The organism is Streptomyces sp. NPDC053426, from assembly GCF_055585405.1.
Map to the genome: position 1 here is coordinate 272,264 of NZ_JBVJKE010000010.1, position 22,008 is coordinate 294,271.

The window sequence follows — 22,008 nt, forward strand, 5'->3', positions numbered from 1 at the left end:
CCCGCCCTGGCACGCCCCCGACCAACTCCCCTGAATGCGCAAGGGAGTTGTCAGGGGTTGCCCCTAAGGTGCCTGCCGCCCCGACCGGCCCCCGGCCGCACGCAGCGCGCACAGCACGTCGATGCGGTTGGTGGTGATCGAGTCGACGCCCAGGGCCAGCAGGCGGCGCATGGAGCGGCGGGTGTCCGGGGTCCAGACGGAGAGCAGATAGCCGGCCTGGTGGACACGGTCCGCGAGAGCGCGGTCCACCAGGCCGAAGCGGTAGTTCAGCCAGCGCGGACGGATCGCCTCCAGCAGACCGGCGCGGGCCGGTGCCAGCGTCGTACGGGTGAGCGCGATCTCGGCGGACGGGTCCGCCGCGCGCACGGCGAGCATGGCGGGGGCGCCCGCGCAGTAGTACACGCGGTCCTGGGCGTCCCGCTCGCGCACGGCGTCCACGATCCGGCGTACCGCGCGGACGTCCGGCGTGCCGGGCAGGTCGATCATCACCCGGCCGCCGTCCGTCGCCGCCAGCGCGTCGGAGAGCGTGGGCACCCCGTCGTCCGTGACCGCGCGCACCTCCTCCCACGACAGCGACAGCAGCGGACGGTCGTGCTCCCAGAGCCGCTTCAGCGTGCCGTCGTGCAGCAGCACCGGGACACCGTCCCGGGTGAGGCGTACGTCGATCTCCACCGCGTCCGCGCCCCGGTGGAGCGCGGACCGCAGCGAGGCGAGGGTGTTCTCGCGGACGCGGTAGGGGTCGCCGCGGTGGGCCACGGCGGTCACGTTCTGCATGGCGGCCCTTCGCGGGTGGTCAGGAGGCGAGCCAGGACGCGGTGTAGGCGTCGATCTCGGCGGCCAGCCGCGCCTTGCCGGCCGGGTCCATGAACGACGCCTCGACCGCGTTCTTCGCCAGCCCGGCCAGTCCCCGCTCGTCGAGCTCCAGCAGCCGCGCGGCGACCGCGTACTCGTTGTTGAGGTCGGTGCCGAACATCGGCGGGTCGTCGGAGTTGACGGTGACCAGGACGCCGGCGCGGGCGAACTCCTTGACGGGGTGCTCGTCGAGGTCGGTCACCGCGCGGGTGGCGATGTTGGAGGTGGGGCACACCTCCAGCGGGATGCGCCGCTCGGCCAGGTGCTGGAGCAGCTTGGGGTCGCGGGCGGAACTGGTGCCGTGCCCGATGCGCTCGGCGCCCAGCTCGTTCAGCGCGTCCCACACCGTCTCCGGTCCCGTGGTCTCGCCGGCATGCGGTACGGAGTGCAGCCCGGCGGCGATCGCGCGGTCGAAGTACGGCTTGAACTGCGGCCGGGGCACGCCGATCTCGGGTCCGCCGAGACCGAAGGAGACCAGGCCCTCCGGGCGCAGCCGGTCGTCGGTGGCGAGCCGCACGGTCTCCTCGGCGGACTCGAGACCGGCCTCGCCGGGAATGTCGAAGCACCAGCGCAGCACCGTCCCGAACTCGGCCTCGGCCGCCTTGCGGGCGTCCTCGATCGCGTCCATGAAGGCACGCTCGTCGATGCCGCGCCGGGTGGAGGAGAACGGGGTGATGGTCAGCTCGGCGTACCGCACCTGCTGCCGGGCCAGTTCACGGCCCACCTCGTAGGTCAGCAGCCGTACGTCCTCGGGGGTGCGGACGAGGTCGACGACGGACAGGTACACCTCGATGAAGTGGGCGAAGTCCGTGAAGGTGAAGTAGTCGGCCAGGGCCTCGGGGTCGGTGGGGACCTTGGAGTCGGGGTGGCGGGCGGCCAGCTCCGAGACGATGCGGGGGGAGGCGGACCCGACGTGGTGCACGTGCAGTTCGGCCTTCGGCAGCCCGGCGATGAAGGCCCGCAGATCGTGTGGGACGCGCGGCTCGACGAGACGGTCGGTCAAGGGTTCCTCCCCGGAACGGCGCCCCTTCGACCGCGCGAGCGGCGGGACGCGGATGATCGGCTGATCGGTGACTCGGGGTCATCGTAGGCGGTCGGGGAGGGGGCGCGGGGCGGCACGGGGCGGCGGAGCCGTAGCATGGCCGGACGATCGAGGGCCGAGGGGGAACTCCAGATGACGGACGCGACGCAGCCGGGCGGGGACACGGGCGCCGACGACCCCTGGGCGGCCCCGGAGGACAGGCCCTCGCTGGACAAGGACCGCACGTCCGGCGCCGGCCGGCCGCCGCAGTCACCGGCCACGCCGACCGTCGCCGACGGGCTGTCCGCGCCGCAGCCGCCGTCCGTGCACAGCCAGCCCACCATCGCCGGGATGCCGGGCGCCGGCTTCGTCCCGCCCGCCGGAGGCATGCCCCCGGGCGGTGCCACGCCGTTCGACGCCCCGGGCTCCGCGCTGCCCCCGCCGCCCGTCGCGCCCACCGGCCCCGGCGCACCCGGCGGCTACGGATACCCCGGCTACCCGCCGGGCTACGGCTGGCCCGGCATGCCGATGCAGCGGCAGAACGGCATGGGCGTCGCGGCCATGGTGCTCGGCATCCTGGCCTGCTGCCTGTTCTGCCTGTACGGCGTGGTCTCCGTCGTCCTCGGCATCCTCGCCATCGTCTTCGGCATCAAGGGCCGCCAGAAGGCCGAGCAGGGCCTGGCCGACAACCACGGACAGGCCCAGACCGGCCTGATCACGGGCATCATCGGACTCGTCCTCGGCATCGCCGTGATCGTCCTGATAGCCATCGGCGTCGTGGCCGCCATCAACAGCGAGGAGGACAGCTGGGAGGACGAGGACTACTACGGCGCCCACCGCCCGGCCGTCACCGCTCCCGCCTTCCGCTGACCACACCGGTCGACAAGGACCGACGGCCCGAGCCCCCGCACAGTGGGCTCGGGCCGTCGGCCTTTCGCGGGTGGGTCAGAGCGCGAGGCCCGTCAGGACCATCACCCGCTCGTAGGTGTAGTCGTCCATCGCGAACTTCACGCCCTCGCGGCCCACACCGGACTGCTTGGCGCCGCCGTACGGCATCTGGTCGGCGCGGTAGGACGGCACGTCGCCGATGACGACGCCGCCCACCTCCAGGGCGCGGTGGGCCCGGAAGGCGGTCTGCAGGTCGTGCGTGAACACGCCCGCCTGGAGGCCGTACTTGGAGTCGTTGACGGCCGCGAAGGCCGCCGCCTCGCCGTCCACCTTCTGCACGGTCAGCACCGGTCCGAAGACCTCCTCGCGGGCGATCGTCGCGTCGGCCGGTACGTCGGTGAGCACGGTCGGCGCGTAGGAGGCGCCGTCGCGCTTGCCGCCGGTGAGGAGCTTGGCACCCGCGGCGGTGGCCTCGTCGACCCAGGACTCCACGCGCTGCGCGGCGGCCTCGCTCACCAGCGGGCCGACGTCCGTGGCGTCGTCGTTCGGGTCGCCGGTGACCTGCGCCTCGACGGCGGCGACGATGCGCGGCAGCAGCCGGTCGTACACGGAGGCGTCGGCGATCACGCGCTGCACGGAGATGCAGGACTGGCCGCCCTGGTAGTTGGAGAAGGTCGCGATGCGCTGCGCGGCCCGGTCCAGGTCCTCGTCGCTCGCGAAGTCGGCGAGGACGACGGCCGCGCCGTTGCCGCCCAGCTCCAGGGTGCAGTGCTTGCGCGGCACCGAGTCCATGATCGCGTAACCGACGGTCTCGGAGCCGGTGAAGGAGATGACCGGGAGGCGCTCGTCCTGGACCAAGGCGGGCATGCGGTCGTTGGGGACCGGGAGGATGCTCCAGGAGCCGGCGGGCAGCTCGGTCTCGGCGAGCAGCTCACCGAGGATCAGGCCGGAGAGGGGCGTGGCGGGGGCCGGCTTGAGGATGATCGGCGCGCCCGCGGCGATCGCGGGGGCGATCTTGTGGGCGCACAGGTTCAGCGGGAAGTTGAACGGCGCGATGCCGAGGACGACGCCCTTGGGGAAGCGGCGGGTGAAGGCGAGCCGGCCCTGACCGCCGGCGTCGGTGTCCAGGCGCTGGGCCTCGCCGCCGTTGAAGCGGCGGGCCTCCTCGGCGGCGAAGCGGAAGACGGAGACGGCGCGGCCGACCTCTCCGCGGGCCCACTTGACCGGCTTGCCGTTCTCGGCGGAGATCAGGCGGGCGATCTCCTCGGTGCGCTCGACGAGGCGGCGGCTGACGTGGTCGAGGGCGGCGGCGCGGGTGTGGGCGGGGGTGGCGGCGAAGTCCTCGCGGACGGCGTGGGCGGCGGAGACGGCCTCTTCGACCTGGGCGTCGGTGGGGACGCTCACGGTGCCGACGGTGTGGCCGTCCCAGGGGGAGGTGACGTCGAAGGTGGTCTCGCCGGTGGCCTGGCGGCCGGCGAGCCAGAAGGCGGTGGTGGAAGTCATGTGCGGGTTCCGGCCCTTCCGCGGTTGGGGGTGTGGGTGGGTGGGTTGCTGGATCCACGGTAGGGCGGAGGGCGGGGGGTGGAGTTTGGCCGAGTCGTAGTGGTGGGGGTGTGGGGGTTCTACGGTTTGGCGGGGTGGGGTGGGGTGGGGGTGCGGGTCTTTGGGTTTTCGCCCCCGCCGCCCCTTCCCGTCCCGTCCCTGGGGCTGCGCCCCAGACCCCCTTGCCCTCAAACGCCGGGCGGGCTGGGAGGAAGAGGGCTGGGCGGGCTGGGAAGGAAGGGGGCCGCCGGGCGGGCTGGGGGGAAGGGACGGGCGGGCTGGGGGAGAGGGATGGACGGGCTGGGAAGGAAGGGGGGCGCCGGGCGGGCTGGGGGAGGGGGACGGGGGGGCTGGGAGGGGGCCGTGGTGACCTGAAGGTCCGCAGGGGGAGGGCTGAGATCGACGGGCCGGGCGACGGGGTTGCCCGGCCCGTCGCCGGACGGGCGGGAAGTCAGGTCTGCGGAGGCCGCGTGAGGCCGGCCCTCACCGGTCGGCAGAGGCCCGTGGGACAGGGGCCGGACCCGTGGTGGTGCTGCGGAGCGGTACGGGCCGGAATCACCCGCCCCCGGGCGGGTGAGGACGTCAATCCGTCGTCGTCGCCTTCAGGGAGAGCCACAGCTCCATGCGGGTGTCCGGATCGTCCAGGGAGCGGCCGAGGATTTCCTCGACCCGGCGCATGCGGTAGCGGAGGGTGTGGCGGTGGACGCCCAGGTCGGCCGCCGCCGCGTCCCACTGGCCGTGGCGGGAGAGCCAGGCGCGGAGAGAGGCGACGAGGTCGCCGCGGCCCGTCGCGTCGTGTTCGCGCAGGGCGCGCAGCAGCCCGTCGGCGAACGCCCTGACCGCGTCGTCGGCGAGCAGCGGCAGCACTGAGCCCGCGGCCATGTGTTCGTGTTCCACCAGCACCCGTCCACGCCGCCGCGCCACCGAGAGAGCCTGTTCAGCCTGTTTGTAGGCGGTGGACGCGGCGATCGGGCCGGCCGGTGCGGACAGTCCGACGACCAGTTCGTCGTCGTCGGCCTTGCGGGCCGCCTCCCGCGCGGCGGCGTGGTCGCAGCAGGCGGCCACGGCGGCGCCGCCGTCGCAGGCCAGTATCACCAGCCGGTTCCCCTCCGGCACGGCCAGGACCACCTCCCCGGAGCGGGCGGCGGCGGACTCCGCGACCTCGGCGAGGGCTCCGAGGGCGTCCCCGTTCCCCTCGCCCCCGGCGGCCACGATGATCCGGAAGGGCGCGTCGAGAAGACCGCCGTACAGGTCCCCGGCCACCGCGCGGGCGTGGTCCGGCTCCCCGGCGAGCAGCATGCGCAGCACGGCGGCGCCGATGCGCTGCTCGGCGGCGTGCAGCGAGCGGGAGCGTTCCGTGGTCAGGGTGAGCAGGGCGATGGCGGAGTGGACGGCGTACCGCTCGGCGGTGCCGAGGGCGGCGGCGGTGCCGACGGCGAGCGCCGCGCGGGGGCGCCGGCCGGTGCCGAGGGAGTGCAGTTCGACCCGGTCCTCGTTCTCCGGGCCGGCCACGACCGAGGAGGCGGGCGCGGACCGCTCCCGCAGCCGGGTCACGTCCGGGGTGAGCCGCGCGGCGCGCCGGCCCGCCCACTCCGGTGCCGTGGCCACGACGGCGCCCGAGGCGTCGTACAGCGCGGCCCACCCGTCGACCTGCGCGGCGAGCGCGGCCAGCAGCCCCTCCGGGCCTTCGGTCAGGGCCTGTTTGGTCAGTTCCCGCTGGGCCGCGAAGCCCGCGGTCACCGCGCGGTACTGGTCGGCGGCGATGGCGGCGGACACGGCCTTGCTGATCGCGAGGAAGGGGGTGCGGCGCGGCACCTCGAGGAGCGGCAGGCCCTCCGTGCGGGCCGCGTCGACCAGGGCGTCGGGGATGTCCTCGTAGTGGACGCCGACGGCGAACCCGAGGCCCACGACTCCCGCCCCCACCAGCCGCCTCACGTAGCGGCGCATCGCCTCCCGGTCCTCCGCGTCGAGTTTCAGCGCGGTGATCAGCAGGAGCTCCCCGCCCTCCATGTACGGCACGGGGTCGGCGAGCTCACTGGCGTGCGCCCAGCGGACCGGCACGTCGAGGCGGTCCTCGCCCGCGCGCACGGTCAGCTTGAGCGCGGAGTGGTGGACGAGCGAGGCGAGCGTCGGGGGCATGAGTGCCTTGAGCCTTCGGGTCTGCGGCGGGTGTGTGAGAACGCGGTGATCTTTTGGCCGCTGCGTATGAACGGCCCGTGTCGATTCTGCCTCACTGTACGGTCCCCGGCCGCCCGGACCGGACGGCTCACCCCCGCAGGTCCACCAGCAGCGGCGGCGCGTGCTCGCCCTCGACGGTCGTCAGTGACAGCACCGCGTGCCCGGGCGGCACCGCGTGCGCCAGTTGCGACGCCGACCACCGCTCCCGCTCGACCTGGCGCACGGTGACCGCTTCCGTCGTCACGTCCTCGCCCGTCAGCCGCTTGCGCACCGCGTGGAGGAACCGCGTCATCGGCTGGTCGGCGAAGACGGTGTGCTTGGCGATCTCCGTCGTCTCCACCCACTCGGTGCCCCAGGTCTGCGCGAACCGGCTGCCGTCCCAGGTGGTGACACCGCAGAAGGCCATACGGCAGCCCACCGCTCCGTAGAGCGGGCCGTGCAGCGGCTCGGGGACGTCACCGACGGTGCGCAGGGTGAGCAGCACGCCCGCGTTCTGTGAACGCAGCCGCTGGACGCGCCGGACCGACTCCGCGGTGACCGTGCCGGTCGCGTCGTCCAGGACCAGAGCGGCGAAGTGCGTGCGCCGGCCGACCCGGACGGCGGCGTGGAACTGTGCGAGCACCAGCCGTGTGATCAGCCGGCCGGCCTCCTCGTGGCCGTGCTCGGGCAGGTCGATCCGCACCCGCAGGGGGTGGTGGGCGATCGCGCGCAGGGAGAAGAGCCGGCCCGGTCCGCCCCTGCCGAAGAAGCCCGTGAACACCGGCCGGTCCAGCAGCGCCAGCCGGTCGGCCAGGGGCCGGCCCGCGTCGCCCGGCGTACCCGTCTGCCGGACGCGCGCGTCGAGCTCGCGGCCCATGATGTCGTTCCCGCTCTCGGCGAGCGCCTGCCGCAACGGGGTCAGCGCCCTTTCCTCGCCCTCCAGCAGCTCGCGCAGCTCCGGCAGGGCGGGGAAGCGCCCGTGCACCGCCCGGAAGGGGCCGAGCAGCTGTGCCAGGGCGGTGGCGGCACCCTGCGCGCCGCCCGTGTCGAGGTCGCCCACCAGCGCCTCGGCGAGCATCGCGGCCGCCTCGTCCGGATCGTCGGACTCGGCGTACGGGTCGAGGTCGTGCGCCGAGGACGCGTCACCGATCCGCACGATCACGTCGAAGAGGCCGTCTCCGCCGAGCGGGCTCCCGGCGGCGGAGACGGCCACGACGGCACAGCTCCCGGTGAGCGCCTGCACGGCGAGCGCCTCGGTCACCGGCTCGACGAGGGTGCGGGTCTTGCCGGACCCGGAGGGGCCGACGGCGAGCAGCGAGGTGCCGAGCACGTCCGGGCCGAGGGCCGCTCCCGCGCCGTGGTACGGCTGCGGGGCGTGCTCGTGCTCCACCCAGCGGCCGATGCGCACCTGACCGGCGAGCAGGTCGTGGCGGGCGGTCCGGCGCGGCACGTCCCGGGCGCCGGAGGGATGCGTCCACGCCGCGCCGCCCCGGCTCAGGACGGTGTCGCGGAAGGCGCCCAGAGTGGCGGTGCGCCGGGCGGTGGCGAAGGCGTGCTCGACGCGGGCGCAGTCGACGTCGTTCATCCGGCCGCCGGTGACCTCGGCGGTGAGCAGGTCCGCGGCCTCGTGCTGGCCGGCGTCGCGGAGCGCGGGCCACTGGGAGCGGGGCCGGTCGGGTACGTCGGGGGCGACGGTGGCCGGTCGACGGGGGGCGAGCAGTTTCCTCGCGTACGGCCACCAGTCGCCGAGGCGGGCGAACGGCCACAGCACGAGCAGCGTGACGACCGTGTACAGCGTGTACGTGTAGAGGGTGGAGGCCATCAGGTCGTAGCTGTCCGTGATCAGCACGGTGAGGGACAGCAGCGGATAGACGACCGGCGCCTCCGCCCAGCCGAGCCCCGGGAAGGCGTCGGGGAAGACGAAACTGAGGACGAGGACGGCCAGACCGGCGGCGATCAGGGCCTGTCCCGGCTGGGACACGCGGCTCACGTAGTGGCGGACGATGGCCCGCCAGCTGCCGAGCACACCCACCGCGAGCACGAGCGCGGCGAAGAAGACGGCGTCGGCGACATGCAGGAAGAGCATCCCCGGGAGCGGCTCCACGCGTCCCTCGACCGGCTTGGGAGTCACCACCGAACCGGCCCACCACCAGTCGTTCGGTGTGAAGAGCCGCAGGACGGCGCCCTTGAACGGGAAGTAGCCGCGCCGCCAGAGCGACCATGCCCCGATCGCCAGGGCGACCGGGATCAGCATGCCGGCGACCGTCACCGGAGCGATTCGTTCCGGGATCTGCTTCGGGCGGTAGCCGTACCGCCAGATCCCCGGCCGGGCGGCCGGCCGCTCCGCGTCGAGCCATGCGGCGACGGTGGACGCGGACCGGGGAGCCTGTTCGGGTACGGGCGGTACACCCGGCGCCCGGCTCGGGCGCGGTGGCGTCCTCGGTACGTCCGGTGGGCCCGCCGGGCGCGGGACGGGGTCGGCATGCGCGCCCCGTGCGTCCTGGGTACCGTCGCTGTTCATCGCCCTTGCCCCCTGAGCTGCCGCTCCATCCACCATCAGCGAGTCAATCTAACGCCCTGACAGGTCGAGTTCACTGCTTACGCGGCCGGGGCCGGGCGGGGGCGGGTTTCACTCGCCCGCGTTCGCGGGTGCCGCCGCGCCCACCCTCCCCCGCTCTCGGCTTCGCTCGAGCGGGAGGTACCCCCATCGCCCCAGCGGCACGACTGCCCGCGGCTGGGGTATGTCCACCACGGACAACCCCGCCCCCCGCACAACGCCCACATGGAGCATGCCCACCCCCCGCTCCCCGCCCTAGCCTGCGAGAAAAGAACGCAAGCGTCCGAAACACCCCCCAGGAGCCCCGCATGACCGCACTTCCGCAGGAGCGCCGCGTCGTCACCGCCATCCCCGGACCGAAGTCGCAGGAGCTGCAGGCCCGCCGTACCGCCGCGGTCGCGCAGGGCGTGGGCTCCGTGCTGCCCGTGTTCACCACCCGCGCGGGCGGCGGCATCATCGAGGACGTCGACGGCAACCAGCTGATCGACTTCGGTTCCGGCATCGCCGTGACCTCCGTCGGCGCCTCCGCCGAGGCCGTCGTCCGCCGCGCCTCCGCCCAGCTCGCCGACTTCACCCACACCTGCTTCATGGTCACGCCGTACGAGGGCTACGTGGCCGTCGCCGAGGCGCTCGCCGAGCTGACCCCGGGCGACCACGCCAAGAAGTCCGCGCTGTTCAACAGCGGCGCCGAGGCCGTCGAGAACGCCGTCAAGATCGCGCGTGCGTACACCAAGCGCCAGGCGGTCGTCGTCTTCGACCACGGCTACCACGGCCGCACCAACCTCACCATGGCGCTGACCGCGAAGAACATGCCGTACAAGCACGGCTTCGGCCCGTTCGCGCCCGAGGTGTACCGCGTCCCGGTCGCCTACGGCTACCGCTGGCCGACCGGCCCGGAGAACGCGGGCCCGGAGGCCGCCGCGCAGGCCATCGACCAGATCTCCAAGCAGGTCGGCGCCGAGAACGTGGCCGCGATCATCATCGAGCCGGTGCTCGGCGAGGGCGGCTTCATCGAGCCGGCCAAGGGCTTCCTGCCCGCGATCAGCCGGTTCGCCGAGGACAACGGCATCGTCTTCGTCGCCGACGAGATCCAGTCCGGTTTCTGCCGCACCGGCCAGTGGTTCGCCTGTGAGGACGAGGGCATCGTCCCGGACCTGATCACCACCGCGAAGGGCATCGCGGGCGGCCTGCCGCTCGCCGCCGTCACCGGCCGCGCCGAGATCATGGACGCCGCCCACTCCGGCGGCCTGGGCGGCACCTACGGCGGCAACCCGGTCGCCTGCGCGGGCGCGCTCGGCGCGATCGAGACGATGAAGGAGCTCGACCTCAACGCCAGGGCGAAGAACATCGAGTCGGTCATGAAGGCCCGCCTCACCGCCATGGCCGAGAAGTTCGACGTCATCGGCGACGTCCGCGGCCGGGGCGCGATGATCGCCATCGAGCTGGTCAAGGACCGCGACACCAAGGAGCCGAACCCCGAGGCGACGGCCGCGCTGGCCAAGGCCTGCCACCAGGAGGGCCTGCTGGTCCTGACCTGTGGCACCTACGGCAACGTGCTGCGCTTCCTGCCCCCGCTGGTCATCGGCGAGGACCTGCTGAACGAGGGCCTCGACATCATCGAGCAGGCGTTCGCGCGCATCTGAGCCGGCATCGGGGCAGGTGAGCCGCCTGCCCCGGACCGCCGGGGCCGACGAGCGGCAGAGCGTGTGAAGAACGTGTGCGGGGTGGATGACAGGAGCCCGTCGGCCCTGTCGCGGGGCCACCCCCTGCCGTAGGTTTCTACGCGGATGAGAGATACACCCCGCCCACAGGGAACTGTGGGTGGTTCCAGGACGGGGCCTCCCCAGCTTCGACCTGGTCGTGCCCTCGCGCACACAACCGGGGCCTGAGGGCTTCGGATCTCCTCATGATCGGACGGTCGCCCGCCCCAAACCCCCCGGGGCGCGCGACGTTCCGGTCCGGACGGCCATCCGGGCACCTGATACGGCAAGCCGTTCCCAGAAGGGCCAGTGCATACCCCCCCCTTTGCACTGGCCCTTCGGCGTACGCCGGGCCCCACCTGCGAAGCTGTGCACCATGCTGCTGCTGGGACCGCCCGTTCTCCTCTTCGCGCTGATCACCTGGCAGGTCGTCGCCGACGGCCCGCTGGTGGGCCTCGACGAGCGGCTGAGCCGGGAGCTGGTCCACCCGGACCAGGCCTCCGAACTGCTCGCCGACCTCGGCAACGTCCAGGTCGCCCTCCCCGTCCTGACGGTCGCCCTGGCGTACGTCGCCTGGCACGGACGTGCCACAGGCGGGGACCGCTGGTGGCTGCCGCCCGCCGCCGGGGCCCTGGCGATGGTGCTGGTGCCGGCGCTGGTCGCGCCCCTGAAGGAGTGGACCGACCGCCCCGGCACCCCGGCCGTGCCCCCGGCGGTCGGCTACTACCCCTCCGGGCACACGGCCACCGCCGTGGTGGCGTACGGCGCGGCGACGCTGCTGCTCCTGCCGCTGCTGCGGTCACCGGCGGTGCGTCGCGCGCTCGTCGCGGCCTGCGCCGTCCTGGTCGCCGGCGCCTCGTACGGGCTGGTGCGCCGGGGCTACCACTGGCCGCTGGACGTGGCGGCCAGTTGGTGCCTCGGCGCGGTGCTGCTGATCTGCCTCCGGCTGTCGCTCAGCCGAAGTAGCCGTCGAACGTCCGCTGGAACTCCCAGCCTCCGAACCGGTCCCAGTTGATCGACCAGGTCATCAGCCCGCGCAGTCCGGGCCACGTCCCGTGGGTCGCGTAACCGCCGCAGTTCGTGCGCTTCGTCAGACAGTCGAGGGTCTTGGTGACCTCGGCCGGGGACACGTGCCCGTTGCCCGCGTTGGTGGTGGCCGGCATGCCGATGGCGACCTGGTCGGCGCGCAGCGGCGGGAAGACGTTGTTCGCGTCACCCGCCACCGGGAAGCCGGTGAGCAGCATGTCGGTCATGGCGATGTGGAAGTCCGCGCTGCCCATGGAGTGGTACTGGTTGTCCAGGCCCATGATCGGACCGGAGTTGTAGTCCTGGACGTGCAGCAGGGTCAGGTCGTCGCGCATGGCGTGGATCACCGGGAGGTACGCGCCCGCCCGCGGGTCCTGGCCGCCCCACTTGCCGGTGCCGTAGTACTGGTAGCCGAGCTGGACGAAGAAGGTCTCCGGGGCCATGGTCAGCACGAAGTCGTCGCCGTACTTGGCCTTGAGGGTCTTCAGGGCGGAGATCAGGTTGACGATCACCGGGGTCTTCGGGTTCCTGAAGTCCGTGTCGTCGGCGTTCAGGGAGAGGGAGTGGCCCTCGAAGTCGATGTCCAGGCCGTCGAGCCCGTACTCGTCGATGATCTTCGACACGGAGGAGACGAAGGTGTCCCGGGCGGCCGTGGTGGTGAGCTGCACCTGGCCGTTGGCGCCGCCGATGGAGATCAGCACCTTCTTCCCGCCCGCCTGCTTGGCCTTGATCGCCGCCTTGAACTCGGCGTCGCTCTCCACGCCGGGGCACTCGGAGGCCGGGCACCGGTCGAAGCGGATGTCACCGGAGGTGGCCGAGGTGGGCTCGCCGAAGGCCAGGTCGATGACGTCCCAGCTCTCGGGCACGTCGGCCAGGCGCGTGTAGCCCGAGCCGTTGGCGAAGCTGGCGTGGAGGTAGCCGACCAGGGCGTGGGCCGGGAGGTCGGAGGGGCCGCCGCCGGAGTCGGGGGCGCCCGTCGTCGCGGTCACGGTGGCCGAACGGGCCGACTCGCCCGCGTCGTTCACGGCGGCGACCTGGAAGGCGTACGCCGTCGAGGGCGACAGTCCGGACACGGTGGCCGAAGTGCCGCTGACGTTCTGGACCTTGGTGCCGTCGCGGTAGACCGCGTAGCCGGTGGCGTCGGCGACCGGTGACCAGGACAGGGCCACGCTGGTCGAGGTGACGGTGCCCGTCCTGAGGCCGGTGGGCGGGGCGGGCGGCCGGCCGGTCTCGCCGCCGGGGCCGACCAGGGTGATGTCGTCGGCGTGGTAGGCGCCGGTGCCGTACCAGCCGTGGGTGTAGACGGTGACGCGGGTGGTGGAGGGGCCGGTGCGGAAGGTGGTGGTGAGCTGCTGCCAGCCGGGGGCCGACTGGGCCCAGGTGGAGACGTCGGTGGTGCCGGTGCCGCTCGCGCCCAGGTAGACGTAGCTGCCCTGGACGTGACCGGAGAGCGTGTACTGGGAGTCCGGTTTCACGGTGACGGTCTGTGCGCAGCGGGCGTTGTCGGCGCCCGCCGGAGTTGCCTTCAGCGCCGAACTACCGCTGTGCACCGGCGAGTTCACGGTCGTACCGGCCGTGCAGCTCCAGCCGTCGAGGCCGGACTCGAAGCCGCCGTTCCTGGCGAGGTCCGCGTCGGCCGCGCGGGCGGCCGACGACAGTGCGGTCATGCCGGTGGCGGCGAGGGCGGTGGCGGTGAGCAGCGCCACGAGGGGCCGGCGCGCGAGAGGTCTGGAGCGGTCCACAAGGGCCTCCGGGCAGGGGGGAATTGGAGGGTGGAGCGCGCTCAATTTGGTCCAGACCAATTCGGTTGTCAAGCCCCCGCGCGGCTCAGCTGTCGAAGCCGAGACCCAATCGGTCCATCGTCCGCAGCCACAGATTGCGCCGCCCACCCCGCGCGTCCGCCCTGGCCAGCGACCACTTGGTGAGGGCGATGCCGGTCCAGGCGAACGGCTCCGGCGGGAACGGCAGCGGCTTCCTGCGCACCATCTCCAGCTCCGTGAGTTCCGTCCGTTCCCCCGCCAGCAGGTCCAGCATCACCTCGGCCCCGAAGCGCGTGGCGCCGACGCCGAGGCCGGTGTAGCCCGCCGCGTACGCCACCTTCCCCGTGTACGCCGTGCCGAAGAACGCCGAGAAGCGGGAGCAGGTGTCGATCGCGCCGCCCCAGGCGTGGGTGAAGCGCACGCCCTCCAGTTGCGGGAAGCAGGTGAAGAAGTGCCCGGCGAGCTTGGCGTAGGTCTCCGGCCGGTCGTCGTACTCGGCGCGCACCCGGCCGCCGTACGGATAGACCGCGTCGTAGCCGCCCCACAGGATCCGGTTGTCGGCGGAGAGCCGGAAGTAGTGGAACTGGTTGGCGCTGTCCCCGAGACCCTGCCGGTTCTTCCAGCCGATGGACGCCAGTTGGTCGGCGGTGAGCGGCTCGGTCATCAGGGCGTAGTCGTAGACCGGAACGGTGTAGGAGCGGACCCGCCGGACCAGGCTGGGGAAGACGTTGGTGCCGAGTGCCACCGCGCGGGCGCGGATCCGCCCGTACGGGGTGCGTACGGCCATGCCGGTGCCGTACGGCTTCAGGGTGAGGGCGGGGGTGTGCTCGTACACGCGGACGCCGAGGCCGAGACAGGCCCGCTTCAGTCCCCAGGCCAGTCTGGCCGGGTGGAGCATGGCCACGCCCCGGCGGTCGTACAGGCCGGCCTGGAAGGTCGGGGAGTTCACCTGTTCCCGTACGGCGTCGGCGTCCAGGTACTCGATGCCGTCGGCGAGGCCCTTGGCGCGGATCTCCTCGTACCAGTCCTTGAGCTCCCACGCCTGGTAGGGCTCGGTGGCGACGTCGATCTCGCCGGAGCGTTCGAAGTCGCAGTCGATCGAGTGGCGGGCGACCGTCTCCTCGATGGCGTCGAGGTTGCGGGCGCCCAGTTCCTCCAGCTTGTGGATCTCGTCCGGCCAGCGGGTCAGTCCGTTGGGCAGGCCGTGGGTGAGGGAGGCGGCGCAGAATCCGCCGTTGCGGCCGGAGGCGGCCCAGCCCACCTCGCGGCCCTCCACCAGCACGACGTCCCGTGCGGGGTCGCGCTCCTTGGCGATCAGCGCGGTCCACAGTCCGCTGTAGCCGCCGCCGACGACCAGCAGGTCGCAGGTCTCGGCGCCGGTGAGGGCGGGTTCGGGGTCGGGCCTGCCGGGGTCGTCCAGCCAGTAGGAAGCCGGCCGGGCTTCGGAAAGGGATCTCGTCCAACGGCTCATGGCGCCAGGGGCCATGATTTCAACTCCCTACGGTGCTTTTTTATGCCTTCTGCCGGTTGCGGCGATTTCCGATGACCATGGAGACCAGTACCAGCAGGACGGCGATGACGAACATGGCCGTACCGATCACGTTGATCTGCACGGGGGTTCCGCGCTGTGCCGATCCCCAGACGAACATGGGGAAGGTGACGGTCGAGCCGGCGTTGAAATTGGTGATGATGAAATCGTCGAAGGAGAGCGCGAAGGCGAGCAGCGCGCCCGCCGCGATGCCGGGGGCGGCGATCGGCAGCGTGACCCGGACGAACGTCTGGAACGGGCCGGCGTACAGGTCCTGCGCGGCCTGCTCCAGCCTCGGGTCCATCGACATCACGCGCGCCTTCACGGCGACCACGACGAAGCTGAGGCAGAACATGACGTGGGCGATCAGGATCGTCCAGAAGCCCAGCTGGGCGCCCATGTTGAGGAACAGGGTGAGCAGCGAGGCGGCCATGACCACCTCGGGCATCGCCATCGGCAGGAAGATCAGCGAGTTCACGGCACCGCGGGCGCGGAAGCGGTAGCGGACCAGCGCGAAGGCGATCATCGTGCCGAGCACGGTGGCGCCGAGCATCGCCCACAGGGCGATCTGGAGGCTGAGCGACAGCGAGGCGCACAGTCCGGAGACACCGCAGGGATCCTTCCACGCCTCCGTGGAGAACTCCTGCCACGTGTAATTGAAGCGCCCCTTCGGATTGTTGAAGGAGAACACGGTGACGACGACGTTCGGCAGGAGGAGATACGCGAGAGTCAGCAGTCCCGCGATGACGACGAGGCGGCGCTTGAACCAATTGACGAAGGCCATTTAAACCAGATCCTCCGTGCCGGACTTGCGGATGTAGAGCGTGACGATGACGAGGATCGCGGCCATCAGGATGAACGAGAGCGCCGCGGCCGTCGGATAGTCGAGAATCCGCAGGAATTGCGACTGGATGACATTGCCGACCATGCGGGTGTCGGTCGAGCCGAGCAGATCCGAGTTGATGTAGTCGCCGGACGCCGGGATGAAGGTCAGCAGCGTGCCGGAGACCACGCCCGGCATCGACAGCGGGAAGGTGACCCTGCGGAAGGTGGTCGACGGCCTGGCGTACAGGTCGTTCGCCGCCTCGTGCAGCCGGGGGTCGATGCGCTCCAGGGAGGTGTAGAGCGGCAGGATCATGAACGGCAGGAAGTTGTACGTCAGACCGCACACCACCGCGAGCGGCGTGGCGAGCACCCGGTCGCCGGCGGTCCAGCCGAGCCACGCCGTGACGTCCAGGACGTGCAGGGTGTTCAGGGCGTCGACCACCGGGCCGCCGTCGGCGAGGATCGTCTTCCAGGCGAGCGTGCGGATCAGGAAGCTGGTGAAGAACGGCGCGATCACCAGGATCATGATCAGGTTCCGCCAGCGTCCCGCGCGGAAGGCGATCAGATACGCCAGCGGATAGCCGAGCAGCAGGCACAGCACGGTCGCGGAGGCCGCGTAGAGCACCGAGCGGACGAACTGCGGCCAGTAGTCGGACAGCGCGTCCCAGTAGGTGGCGAAGTGCCAGGTGACCTTGTAACCCTCCTCCAGGGAGCCCGTCTGCACGGACGTGGAGGCCTGGTAGACCACCGGCAGCGCGAAGAACACGAACAGCCACAGCAGACCGGGCAGCAGGAGCAGATACGGCGTCCAGCGGCCCCTTCTGCGTGGTGCGCGCGGTGGTTTCGTCTCCGGGGCGGGCGCCAGGGGCGGCGCCTGGGTGACCGTGGTCATCAGGCGACCTCTTCCTCGCCGGTCTCGACGCCCGCGGAGCCCTCTGTCCCGGCAAGCAGGGACTGGGCGGCGTCCAGGCCGAAGGTGTGCGCCGGGTTCCAGTGCAGGACCACCTCGGCGCCGGGCACCAGCCGGGCGTCGCGGTCGATGTTCTGGACGTAGACCTCGAAGTCGGAGCAGACCGGGCTGTCGACGACGAACTGCGTGGAGACGCCGATGAAGCTGGAGGCGGCGATCCGGCCGGTGATCCGGTTGCGGCCCTCGGGTATCCGGCCGGCGTCGTCGGCGTGGGTGAGGGAGATCTTCTCCGGGCGCACCCCGACCAGCACTTTGCCGCCGGCCGTCGCGGGCGCGCTGTTGCGGGCCCCGGGCAGGACCAGCTTGCCGCCGCCCGCCTTGAGGACGACCTCGTCGCCGGACCTGGTGTCGACCTCGGCCTCGATGAAGTTGGAGGTGCCGAGGAAGTTGGCGACGAACGTGGTGCGCGGGTTCTCGTACAGGTCGGTGGGCGAGCCGAGCTGCTCGACGCGGCCGGCGTTCATCACGGCGACCGTGTCGGCCATGGTCATGGCCTCCTCCTGGTCGTGCGTGACGTGCACGAAGGTGATGCCGACCTCGGTCTGGATGCGCTTGAGCTCGAGCTGCATCTGACGGCGCAGCTTCAGGTCGAGGGCGCCGAGCGGCTCGTCGAGCAGCAGCACCTTGGGGTGGTTGATCAGCGCGCGGGCCACCGCGACGCGCTGCTGCTGGCCGCCGGAGAGCTGGTGCGGCTTCTTGCGGGCCTGCTCGCCGAGCTGGACCAGCTCCAGCATCTCCTCGACCTGCTTCTTCACGCTCTTGATGCCGCGCCGGCGCAGACCGAAGGCGACGTTCTCGAAGATGTCGAGGTGCGGGAAGAGGGCGTAGGACTGGAAGACCGTGTTCACCGGCCGCTTGTACGGCGGGAGCGCGGTGACGTCCTGGTCGCCGAGGTGGACGGTGCCGCTCGTGGGCTCCTCCAGGCCGGCGATCATCCGCAGGGTGGTGGTCTTGCCGCAGCCGGACGCGCCGAGCAGGGCGAAGAAGGAGCCCTGCGGCACGGTCAGGTCGAGCGGGTGTACGGCGGTGAAGGAGCCGTACGTCTTGCCGATGCCGGTGAGGCGGACGTCCCCGCCCGCGGTGCCGGCCGTGGTGGTGTCTTTGGTCGTCTTCATCTCGTCACGCCCCAGTGAGCTTCGCGAACTTCTCTTCGAATTCCGTCTCTTCCTTGGAGCTCAGGGAGCGGAAGGCACGGGACTTGGCCTGCATGGCCTGGTCGGGGAGGATCAGCGGGTTGTTCGCCGCGTCCTCGTCGATCTTCGCGAGCTCGTCCTTCACTCCCTCGACCGGGCAGACGAAGTTGATGTAGGCGGCGAGTTCCGCGGCCGCCTTCGGCTCGAAGTAGTAGTCGATCAGCCGCTCGGCGTTGGCCTTGTGACGGGCCTTGTTGGGGACCAGCAGGTTGTCGCTGGACATCATGTAGCCGCTGTCGGGGATCAGGAAGTCGATGTCCGGGTTGTCCGCCTTGAGCTGGACGACGTCCCCGGCCCAGGCGACACAGGCGGCGAAGTCGCCCTTGGCGATGTCCGCGGTGTAGTCGTTGCCGGTGAAGCGGCGGATCTGACCCTTGTCGACGGCCTTCTGGAGCCGGGCGAGCGCCGCGTCGTAGTCGTCCCCGGTGAACTTCTCCGGGTCCTTGCCCATGTCGAGCAGGGTCAGGCCCATGGTGTCGCGCATCTCGGTGAGCAGCCCGACGCGGCCCTTGAGCTTCGGGTTGTCCAGCAGGTCGGAGAGGGTCCTCACCTCGACGCCGTCGAGGGCCTTCTTGTTGTAGGCGATGACGGTCGCGATGCCCTGCCAGGGGTAGGAGTAGGCGCGGCCCGGGTCCCAGTCGGGGCTGCGGAACTGGGGCGACAGGTTGGCGAAGGCGTGCGGGAGGTTGGCGGGGTCCAGCTTCTGCACCCAGCCGAGGCGGATCAGGCGGGCGGCCAGCCAGTCGGTGAGGACGATGATGTCGCGTCCGGTGTCCTGGCCCGCGGCGAGCTGCGGCTTGATCTTGCCGAAGAACTCGGTGTTGTCGTTGATGTCCTCGGTGTACTTGACCTTGATGCCGGTACGTTCCGTGAACGCGTCCAGCGTGGGGTGCGCGCGCCCGCTGTCGTCGACGTCCATGTACTCGGTCCAGTTGGAGAAGTTGACGGACTTCTCCTCCTTCGAGTGGTCCTCCGCCGAGACGCCGCCCTGGGTGTTGCCGGCCGCGGGGATGCCGCAGCCGCTCAGCGCGCCGAGTCCGCCGGCCGCGAGCGCGCCGCCCGCGGAGGCGCGCAGCAGGGAACGGCGGGACAGGGCCGCCCTGCCGGTGCGGAAGCTGCGCCGCATGGCGGCCACCTGGGCCGGTGAGAGGCGGTCGGGCTCGTACTGCTCCATGCGCGTGGTGCCCTTTCGGGAGAGTGTGGCCGCGGGTCGGGCGGCCTGGCTGCTATCGGTCCCCGAAGACGGTGCGGTGCCAGTCCTTGCGGACCACCGCGGTGTTGTCGAACATGACGTGCTTGACCTGCGTGTACTCCTCGAACGAGTAGGCGGACATGTCCTTGCCGAAGCCGGACGCCTTGTGCCCGCCGTGCGGCATCTCGCTGATGATCGGGATGTGGTCGTTGATCCACACGCACCCGGCCTTGATCTCGCGGGTGGCGCGGCCCGTGCGGTACACGTCCCGGCTCCAGGCGGAGGCGGCGAGTCCGTACGGGGTGTCGTTGGCCAGCGCGATGCCCTCGTCGTCGGTGTCGAAGGGCAGGACGACCAGCACCGGACCGAAGATCTCGGACTGCACGACCTCGCTGTCCTGCGGTGCGCCGGCGATGAGGGTGGGGCGATAGTACGCGCCGTCCTTCAGCTCGCCCAGGGGTGCCTCGCCGCCGGTCACCACGCGCGCGTAGGCACGCGCCCGGTCGACGAAGCCGGCCACCCGGTCGCGCTGGACGTGCGAGACCATCGGGCCGAGGTCGGTGCCGGGGGCGAACGGGTCGCCGAGCCGGACGGTCTCCATCAGGGCGGCGGTGCGCTCGACGAACGCCTCGTAGAGCGGGCGCTGCACGTACGCGCGCGTGGCGGCCGTGCAGTCCTGGCCGGTGTTGATCAGCGCGCCCGCGACCGCGCCGTTGACGGCGGCGTCGAGGTCGGCGTCGTCGAAGACGACGAAGGGGGCCTTGCCGCCCAGCTCCAGGTGGAGGCGCTTGACGGTGGCGGTGGCGATCTCGGCGACCCGCTTGCCGACGGCGGTGGAGCCGGTGAAGGAGGTCATGGCCACGTCGGGGTGGCCGACCAGGTGCTCGCCCGCCTCCCCGCCGGTGCCGGTGACGATGTTGATCACACCGTCCGGGATTCCGGCGTCGGTGGCGGCCCGCGCGAAGAGGAGCGAGGTCAGCGGGGTGAGCTCGGCGGGCTTGAGGACGATGGTGTTGCCCGCGGCGATCGCCGGGAGGATCTTCCAGGCGGCCATCTGGAGCGGATAGTTCCAGGGGGCGACGGAGCCCACGACACCGATCGGCTCGCGGCGGACGTAGGAGGTGTGGTCGCCGGAGTACTCGCCGGCCGATTGGCCCTGGAGGTGACGGGCGGCACCGGCGAAGAAGGCGATGTTGTCGATCGTGCCCGGTACGTCGAACCCGCGGCTCAGCTTCAGGGGTTTGCCGCACTGCAGTGACTCCGCGCGGGCGAAGTCCTCCGCGCGGTCGGCGACGACGGCGGCGAACCGGTGCAGGGCGTCGGACCGTTCACCGGGAGTGGCACCGGCCCACGCCGGAAACGCCTCCCGCGCGGCCGCGACGGCCGCGTCGACGTCGTCGGGGCCGGCGAGTTCGTACGTGTACACCTCCGCGCCGGTGGCCGGGTCGACGACCGTGTGGGTACGGCCCGAGGTGCCCTTCGCCGGGCGGCCCGCGATGAACTGCGCGCCGTCCGCGAACCGGTCCTGGGCGGGAAACCGTTCCGGGGTGGTGCTGCCCGGGTTGTGCATGTCGCTCTCCTCCGTGTCCCCGAGGGGGGCGGCGTGGCTCCAGCTCGATTTGAGTGCCGATCCTGACAGAGCGAGTGGACCCCAACAAGTGATTCCGTTGTTTCCTTTTGGTTACGCGACGGAATCTGTCGACCAGGTGTCGAGTGGTCACGGAAAAGGCAGGACGGAGTGTCGGTGGTTACTGCGAGACTCCTGCCGGACAGGCCGGAAGCCGCCCCCGCCGCCCTTACCCGTCCCGTCCCGTCCCGTCCCGGGGGCGCTGCCCCCGGACCCCCGCTCCTCAAACGCCGGAGGGGCTGACATTCAGCCCCTCCGGCGTTTGAGGAGCGGGGTCTGGGGCGGAGCCCCAGGTTCGGGACGGGAAGGGGCGGCGGGGGCGAATCACACTGCACGGAGGCGGCGATGGACTCACGGGAGAAGTTGATCGAGGCGGTCCGCGCCGGGACGAGGGTCAAGTACCTGCACTTCTGGGGGCACCGGCCGCTGCCCGACGGCCGGATCGGGCCGAGCTGTCTGAGCCAGTGGTGGCCGTCGCCGTTCACGGTGGACGGCGTGGAGTACGCGACCGCCGAGCACTGGATGATGGCGGCCAAGGCCCGGCTGTTCGGAGACCCGGAGGGGGAGCGGCGGGTGCTGGCCGCGGAGCATCCCTCTCAGGCGAAGAAGGCCGGACGGCTGGTGCGCGGCTTCGACGAGGAGACATGGCGCCGGGAGCGGCTCGACATCGTCGTCGAGGGCAGCGTGCACAAGTTCGCGGCCCACGACGACCTGCGGGCGTTCCTGCTGAACACGGGCGAGCGCGTCCTGGTCGAGGCGAGCCCGGTGGACCGGGTGTGGGGCATCGGCCTCGCGGCCGGCGACGAGGGGGCGAACGACCCGGAGCGCTGGCGGGGCCCGAATCTGCTGGGGTTCGCGTTGATGGAGGCTCGGCGACGGCTGCGTACCGGCTGAAGGGGGGGGCCTTCGCCCATGGGAGCCGGTCTTGCGGACGGCGGCGAGGGGGCGGTGGATCCGGAGCGCTGGCGGGGCCCGAATCTGCTGGGGTTCGCGTTGATGGAGGCTCGGCGACGGCTGCGTACCGGCTGAAAGGGGGGCCTTCGCCCATGGGGGTCGGTCTTGCGGACGGCGGTGAGGGGGCGGTGGATCCGGAGCGCTGGCGGGGCCCGAATCTGCTGGGGTTCGCGTTGATGGAGGCTCGGCGACGGCTGCGTACCGGCTGAAAGGGGG

The 22,008-nt window shown here is 71.9% G+C and carries 16 protein-coding genes and 1 pseudogene; 5 read left to right on the top strand and 12 right to left on the bottom strand.

The features are described from left to right. Positions 1 to 63: 63 nt before the first annotated feature. Both ACZ62B_RS21960 and ACZ62B_RS21965 read right to left on the bottom strand, forming a co-directional pair. Positions 64 to 774: a glycerophosphodiester phosphodiesterase gene (locus ACZ62B_RS21960; RefSeq protein ID WP_344565628.1), complete on the bottom strand. Its 711-nt coding sequence runs from the start codon at positions 772 to 774 to the stop codon at positions 64 to 66. Between the two features lie 19 nt (positions 775 to 793). Then, the gene (locus ACZ62B_RS21965; RefSeq protein WP_344565773.1) at positions 794 to 1,912 is read right to left on the bottom strand and encodes an adenosine deaminase; all 1,119 of its coding nucleotides are present in this window, start codon (positions 1,910 to 1,912) and stop codon (positions 794 to 796) included. Between the two features lie 114 nt (positions 1,913 to 2,026). Here ACZ62B_RS21965 and ACZ62B_RS21970 point away from each other — a divergent pair, with 114 nt between their 5' ends. Next, a complete protein-coding gene (locus ACZ62B_RS21970; RefSeq protein WP_469691812.1) occupies positions 2,027 to 2,743 on the top strand; it encodes a DUF4190 domain-containing protein in 717 nt (238 codons plus the stop codon). 75 nt (positions 2,744 to 2,818) lie between these two features. Here ACZ62B_RS21970 and ACZ62B_RS21975 read toward each other — a convergent pair whose 3' ends face one another. The 3 genes from ACZ62B_RS21975 to ACZ62B_RS21985 form a co-directional block, all read right to left on the bottom strand. Then, positions 2,819 to 4,264 carry an aldehyde dehydrogenase family protein gene (locus ACZ62B_RS21975; protein WP_344565626.1) on the bottom strand — a complete coding sequence of 482 codons (1,446 nt, stop codon included), beginning with the start codon at positions 4,262 to 4,264 and terminating at the stop codon, positions 2,819 to 2,821. A gap of 621 nt (positions 4,265 to 4,885) precedes the next feature. Continuing rightward, a complete protein-coding gene (locus ACZ62B_RS21980) occupies positions 4,886 to 6,442 on the bottom strand; it encodes a PucR family transcriptional regulator (RefSeq protein WP_469691765.1) in 1,557 nt (518 codons plus the stop codon). A 127-nt stretch (positions 6,443 to 6,569) separates the two neighbouring features. Continuing rightward, on the bottom strand, positions 6,570 to 8,981 hold the full coding sequence (locus ACZ62B_RS21985) for an ATP/GTP-binding protein (protein WP_344566223.1): 2,412 nt from the start codon (positions 8,979 to 8,981) through the stop codon (positions 6,570 to 6,572). 344 nt (positions 8,982 to 9,325) lie between these two features. Between ACZ62B_RS21985 and gabT the strand changes: the two genes are divergently transcribed. Beyond that, on the top strand, positions 9,326 to 10,660 hold the full coding sequence (gene gabT, locus ACZ62B_RS21990) for a 4-aminobutyrate--2-oxoglutarate transaminase (protein ID WP_469691767.1): 1,335 nt from the start codon (positions 9,326 to 9,328) through the stop codon (positions 10,658 to 10,660). Positions 10,661 to 11,093: 433 nt separating this feature from the next. Next, positions 11,094 to 11,732 carry a phosphatase PAP2 family protein gene (locus ACZ62B_RS21995; protein WP_344566219.1) on the top strand — a complete coding sequence of 213 codons (639 nt, stop codon included), beginning with the start codon at positions 11,094 to 11,096 and terminating at the stop codon, positions 11,730 to 11,732. Here ACZ62B_RS21995 and ACZ62B_RS22000 read toward each other — a convergent pair. The 7 genes from ACZ62B_RS22000 to ACZ62B_RS22030 form a co-directional block, all read right to left on the bottom strand. After that, on the bottom strand, positions 11,671 to 13,485 hold the full coding sequence (locus ACZ62B_RS22000) for a chitinase (RefSeq protein ID WP_469691769.1): 1,815 nt from the start codon (positions 13,483 to 13,485) through the stop codon (positions 11,671 to 11,673). The two genes, ACZ62B_RS21995 and ACZ62B_RS22000, sit on opposite strands and share 62 nt — an antisense overlap. A gap of 85 nt (positions 13,486 to 13,570) precedes the next feature. Next, complete coding sequence (locus ACZ62B_RS22005; protein ID WP_344566215.1) at positions 13,571 to 14,989, bottom strand: NAD(P)/FAD-dependent oxidoreductase; 1,419 nt, start codon at positions 14,987 to 14,989, stop codon at positions 13,571 to 13,573. 25 nt (positions 14,990 to 15,014) lie between these two features. Then, positions 15,015 to 15,815, bottom strand: coding sequence for an ABC transporter permease (locus ACZ62B_RS22010; RefSeq protein ID WP_344566213.1), 801 nt, complete (start codon positions 15,813 to 15,815; stop codon positions 15,015 to 15,017). Next, positions 15,816 to 16,748: an ABC transporter permease gene (locus tag ACZ62B_RS22015; protein ID WP_344566211.1), complete on the bottom strand. Its 933-nt coding sequence runs from the start codon at positions 16,746 to 16,748 to the stop codon at positions 15,816 to 15,818. It abuts the gene before it with no gap. Then, on the bottom strand, positions 16,748 to 17,941 hold the full coding sequence (locus ACZ62B_RS22020) for an ABC transporter ATP-binding protein (protein ID WP_344566206.1): 1,194 nt from the start codon (positions 17,939 to 17,941) through the stop codon (positions 16,748 to 16,750). Before ACZ62B_RS22020 ends, ACZ62B_RS22015 begins: the two co-directional genes overlap by 1 nt. A 4-nt stretch (positions 17,942 to 17,945) precedes the next feature. Continuing rightward, the gene (locus tag ACZ62B_RS22025; RefSeq protein WP_344566204.1) at positions 17,946 to 19,193 is read right to left on the bottom strand and encodes a polyamine ABC transporter substrate-binding protein; all 1,248 of its coding nucleotides are present in this window, start codon (positions 19,191 to 19,193) and stop codon (positions 17,946 to 17,948) included. A 52-nt stretch (positions 19,194 to 19,245) separates the two neighbouring features. Next, positions 19,246 to 20,781 (bottom strand): gamma-aminobutyraldehyde dehydrogenase, encoded by a 1,536-nt coding sequence (locus ACZ62B_RS22030; protein WP_469691773.1) that lies wholly within the window; start codon positions 20,779 to 20,781, stop codon positions 19,246 to 19,248. A gap of 402 nt (positions 20,782 to 21,183) precedes the next feature. On the opposite strand from ACZ62B_RS22030, the gene ACZ62B_RS22035 reads away from it, so the two are divergent. Together ACZ62B_RS22035 and ACZ62B_RS22040 are read left to right on the top strand one after the other, a co-directional pair. Beyond that, entirely contained in the window at positions 21,184 to 21,732 is a 549-nt protein-coding gene (locus tag ACZ62B_RS22035; RefSeq protein WP_344566200.1) for an NADAR family protein, read from the top strand. Positions 21,733 to 21,887: 155 nt separating this feature from the next. After that, positions 21,888 to 22,001, top strand: a pseudogene (locus ACZ62B_RS22040) (DUF1768 domain-containing protein); the annotation flags it as partial. Positions 22,002 to 22,008: the final 7 nt, after the last annotated feature.

Excerpts from the sequence above, each read along its gene's own strand:
- ACZ62B_RS21960 (WP_344565628.1), bottom strand. The coding sequence starts at position 774 with ATGCAGAACGTGACCGCCGTGGCCCACCGCGGCGACCCCTACCGCGTC.
- ACZ62B_RS21970 (WP_469691812.1), top strand. The coding sequence starts at position 2,027 with ATGACGGACGCGACGCAGCCGGGCGGGGACACGGGCGCCGACGACCCC.
- ACZ62B_RS21975 (WP_344565626.1), bottom strand. The coding sequence starts at position 4,264 with ATGACTTCCACCACCGCCTTCTGGCTCGCCGGCCGCCAGGCCACCGGC.
- ACZ62B_RS21980 (WP_469691765.1), bottom strand. The coding sequence starts at position 6,442 with ATGCCCCCGACGCTCGCCTCGCTCGTCCACCACTCCGCGCTCAAGCTG.
- ACZ62B_RS21985 (WP_344566223.1), bottom strand. The coding sequence starts at position 8,981 with ATGAACAGCGACGGTACCCAGGACGCACGGGGCGCGCATGCCGACCCC.
- gabT (WP_469691767.1), top strand. The coding sequence starts at position 9,326 with ATGACCGCACTTCCGCAGGAGCGCCGCGTCGTCACCGCCATCCCCGGA.
- ACZ62B_RS21995 (WP_344566219.1), top strand. The coding sequence starts at position 11,094 with ATGCTGCTGCTGGGACCGCCCGTTCTCCTCTTCGCGCTGATCACCTGG.
- ACZ62B_RS22005 (WP_344566215.1), bottom strand. The coding sequence starts at position 14,989 with ATGGCCCCTGGCGCCATGAGCCGTTGGACGAGATCCCTTTCCGAAGCC.
- ACZ62B_RS22010 (WP_344566213.1), bottom strand. The coding sequence starts at position 15,815 with ATGGCCTTCGTCAATTGGTTCAAGCGCCGCCTCGTCGTCATCGCGGGA.
- ACZ62B_RS22015 (WP_344566211.1), bottom strand. The coding sequence starts at position 16,748 with ATGACCACGGTCACCCAGGCGCCGCCCCTGGCGCCCGCCCCGGAGACG.
- ACZ62B_RS22020 (WP_344566206.1), bottom strand. The coding sequence starts at position 17,941 with ATGAAGACGACCAAAGACACCACCACGGCCGGCACCGCGGGCGGGGAC.
- ACZ62B_RS22025 (WP_344566204.1), bottom strand. The coding sequence starts at position 19,193 with ATGGAGCAGTACGAGCCCGACCGCCTCTCACCGGCCCAGGTGGCCGCC.
- ACZ62B_RS22030 (WP_469691773.1), bottom strand. The coding sequence starts at position 20,781 with ATGCACAACCCGGGCAGCACCACCCCGGAACGGTTTCCCGCCCAGGAC.
- ACZ62B_RS22035 (WP_344566200.1), top strand. The coding sequence starts at position 21,184 with ATGGACTCACGGGAGAAGTTGATCGAGGCGGTCCGCGCCGGGACGAGG.